Annotated in this window: 4 protein-coding genes; all 4 read left to right on the top strand. The window is 30.3% G+C overall.

Translation table 11 applies throughout. The features are described 5' to 3' along the window. Positions 1 to 150: 150 nt before the first annotated feature. The 4 genes from EYW44_RS21815 (at position 151) to EYW44_RS21800 (ending at position 2,803) form a co-directional block, all read left to right on the top strand. The gene (locus tag EYW44_RS21815) at positions 151 to 1,167 is read left to right on the top strand and encodes an SRPBCC family protein (RefSeq protein WP_132727983.1); all 1,017 of its coding nucleotides are present in this window, start codon (positions 151 to 153) and stop codon (positions 1,165 to 1,167) included. A gap of 195 nt (positions 1,168 to 1,362) precedes the next feature. Continuing rightward, on the top strand, positions 1,363 to 1,734 hold the full coding sequence (gene crcB, locus EYW44_RS21810) for a fluoride efflux transporter CrcB (protein WP_132727980.1): 372 nt from the start codon (positions 1,363 to 1,365) through the stop codon (positions 1,732 to 1,734). A 3-nt stretch (positions 1,735 to 1,737) separates the two neighbouring features. Continuing rightward, entirely contained in the window at positions 1,738 to 2,439 is a 702-nt protein-coding gene (locus EYW44_RS21805) for a crotonase/enoyl-CoA hydratase family protein (protein WP_132727977.1), read from the top strand. A gap of 13 nt (positions 2,440 to 2,452) precedes the next feature. Beyond that, entirely contained in the window at positions 2,453 to 2,803 is a 351-nt protein-coding gene (locus EYW44_RS21800) for a hypothetical protein (RefSeq protein ID WP_132727974.1), read from the top strand. The last annotated feature ends 655 nt before the right edge of the window (positions 2,804 to 3,458 follow it).

Raw genomic sequence — 3,458 nt, 5'->3', positions numbered from 1 at the left:
ATTTCTAATTCTATCATATCTTTGCTTAGTACTTGGTACATAGGGTTGTGTTTTTATGTTTCGCAACACAAATATCTACAACCCTTAATTTTTTCTCAAAAAAAGTCAAGATGACTTCATTTATAAAATAGTAACCCAATATGAATTACCATGAAATTTTTTAAATATTTTTTACTGATTTTATTAGCAGTATTGCTAGGAGGACTTATGTATGTAACTATGCAACCTTCAGACTATGATGTAGCGAGATCAAAAATTATCAATCAACCTATTTCTAAAGTATTTAATACTGTAAATAATTTGAAAACTTGGGAAGATTGGGGACCATGGCATGATGAAGATAGTACGATTGTTGTATCGTACGGAGATAAAACAGTAGGAGTAGGTGCTAGTGATAGTTGGACAAGTAAAGATGGACCAGGTGCTATGAAAACCATAGCTGTAACAAAAGATAGTGCTATTCAACAAGAAATGACTTTTGGAGATAATGAACCTAGTGAGGTTTTGTGGGATTTTGAAAAAGTTGAAGAAGGAACCAAGGTAACTTGGACTATGAGAGATGATAAAGCACCTTTTATATTCAAGTTTTTTTCTGCAATGAGTGGAGGTTGGGATAATATGTTGGGTCCTATGTTAGTAAAAGGATTGGATAATTTAGATGAGGTAATTCAAAAAATACCAGCTGCCTATACTTTAAGCGAAGTGACTACTGTTGAAACAAATGATAAATTGTTTATTGGATATCCGTTTGAAATGAAAATTGATCCTAACGAATTGCAAAAAGTATTTGAAAAGGCAATGGTAAAAACAGATGCATATGTAAAAAAATCTGGTTTAGCTATTGGTGAATATATTCCGGCTGCTTTGTATCATAAATGGGATGAGAAAACAGGGGAAACAAAGTTTCATATTGGTTTAGTTGTAAATAAAGAAGTATCGCTAGACGAAGGGATGGAGAAAGTAAATGTTACTGGAGGAAAGTATGCAAAGATTTCTAAATGCGGAAATTATGGAGAAGGAGATTATGAAGCGCATACTGCTGTAGGTAATTATTTATTGGCTAATAATTGTACAACGAAATATCCTTTATATGAGTTATATGTAAATGATCCAATGGTTAAAAATCCTGACGACATTCAAACGGATATTTATTATTTGGCTGAATAGGTACTTTTGTATTAAGTATTAAGTATTAAGTATTAAGTATTAAGTATTAAGTATTGAGTATTGAGTATTGAGTTGGTTCTGATGTTTTTTTAGCAACAGGATCTTAACGAAGTACAAAAGTAATTCATGTATTGTCAACTAAAATACTGTATACTGAAACTAAAATTCCAGTTGGTTTTATTATTTTCGTGATTCATGAAACAAATGATCTTAGTATTTATTGGTGGAGGTTTTGGAAGTGTTTTGCGTTTTTTGCTAGGTAAAACGTTAAATGGAATGAAAGCAGGTATTCCTGTAGGAACTTTTTTAGCCAATATTTTAGGAAGTTTAATTATCGGTTTTATTTTAGGTTTAGCCGCTAAAAATGAAACATTAACTCAAAATCACACGTTATTATTAGCAACAGGTTTTTGTGGTGGTTTTACCACCTTTTCTACGTTTGCTTATGAAAATCATTTGTTGTTAAAATCGGGCGACTTTTTTACGTTTGCCTTATATACCATTGCAAGTTTTGTAATTGGTTTTTTAGCTGTTTTCGCAGGAATTTATTTAGTAAAATATATATAAAAAATGAACACTTTAGTACAGTATACTACCGCAGATAATTATGCCATTATTAAAATAGAAAATGGTAAAGTAAATGCAATTTCTCATGAAGTTATTGATGCCTTAAATGCTTGTTTAGATAAAGCTGAAGCCGAAGAAAGAGCAGTTATTTTAACAGGACAAGATGGAATTTTATCTGGTGGATACGATTTAAAAGTAATGACAAAATCTTTAGATGCAGCAAAGGAGTTAGTAACTAGAGGTTCTAAATTATCACATAGATTATTGTCTTTCCCTACACCAGTAATTGTAGCTTGTGGAGGTCATGCTGTAGCAAAAGGAGCCTTTTTATTATTATCTGCTGATTATAGAATAGGAGTAGAGGGAGATTTTAAAATTGGTTTAAATGAAGTAATGATTGGTATGACCATGCACCAGGCAGGTATAGAAATAGCAAAAGGAAGATTGGCTCCTGTATTTTTTGAAAGAAGTGTAAATAATGCCGAAATGTATAGTCCGAAAGATGCACAAACTGCAGGCTTTTTAGATAAAGTGGTACCGCAAGAGCATTTATTACCAACAGCTATTAAAGTAGCGCAGTTATTTGGTAAGTTAAACAAAGAAGCACACAAGAATACGAAGTTAAAAGTGCGTAAGCAGCATTTAGAAAATTTAGCAAACGCTATTGAACAAGATATGGCGGAAGAGCTTTCTTTTAATCAATAAAAAGAAGTAAAAGTTGAAAGTAGATAAGATAGGTAAAGAAGAGATTCCTCTTTTAATTTCTATAGCTTTAGTTATAATTTCAATATTGATGTCAGTAATCTATAACTACATTATAGATTATAAACATATTTTAGGAAGTATACTTGTATTTTTTTCAGGATTGTTGTTTTTCAAAAATGTGAAAATGTATATACTTTTATTTGTGTTAACACTTACTATTGGAATGATTAACGTGATTGATATTTTTTATAAAAGTGTAGAAATAACGATGTTTGGTATTACTATCAATCCTTTATTCTTATTACTTTTAATTTTATTCTTGATTTTTAATAAAGAAAGATTAAATAAGCTATTTCCAAATTAAAATATTTAAGAATGTTGTGTCTCCTCGAGCATTATCGAGTTTAAAAACTTTTAAACGAAGATAGTTTACGAATTAATTCGAGAAATTGTTTAAGTAGGTTAATTACTAAAGGTTCTCGACTGCGCTCGAATTGACAAAGGAATATTATTTTAAAGAATAATAAAAATACTTCGAATATTTAATATAGTACTTTTGATATAAAGCATAAAGAGTTTAAAAAAATGATCATTGTTTATTGATGAACAGATCATTGAAAATGTCAGTTAGAGCACTGCTAAAAACAACGTTTTAAATCTGCACTAACTGACATTTGTATATGATTTATCCTCTACAACCTCTAATTACTCCAAATAAATAATCATCAGCAGCTTCTGCATATTCGTCACCACATTCGCTATCAAAAGGATTAGTGCTACCTCCGTTTACACAACCACATCTGTTAAACGATTAAGATATATGACCCTACTTTAATCCATGATGTCTTACCTATAATGTATTTAATGTAACCAAAAATTTTGAGCTAATTGGTGATAGATATTGAAGTCATCTTGACTTTTTTTGAGAAAAAATTAAGGGTTGTAGATATTTGTGTTGCGAAACATAAAAACACAACCCTATGTACCAAGTACTAAGCAAAGATATGATAGAATTAGAA

This window comes from Tenacibaculum sp. M341, from assembly GCF_004337695.1.
GTDB lineage: Bacteria > Bacteroidota > Bacteroidia > Flavobacteriales > Flavobacteriaceae > Polaribacter.
This window is presented reverse-complemented; position numbering and strand designations above follow the sequence as displayed.

Coding starts and splice junctions, on each gene's coding strand:
- crcB (WP_132727980.1), top strand. CDS start 1,363: ATGAAACAAATGATCTTAGTATTTATTGGTGGAGGTTTTGGAAGTGTT.
- EYW44_RS21815 (WP_132727983.1), top strand. CDS start 151: ATGAAATTTTTTAAATATTTTTTACTGATTTTATTAGCAGTATTGCTA.
- EYW44_RS21805 (WP_132727977.1), top strand. CDS start 1,738: ATGAACACTTTAGTACAGTATACTACCGCAGATAATTATGCCATTATT.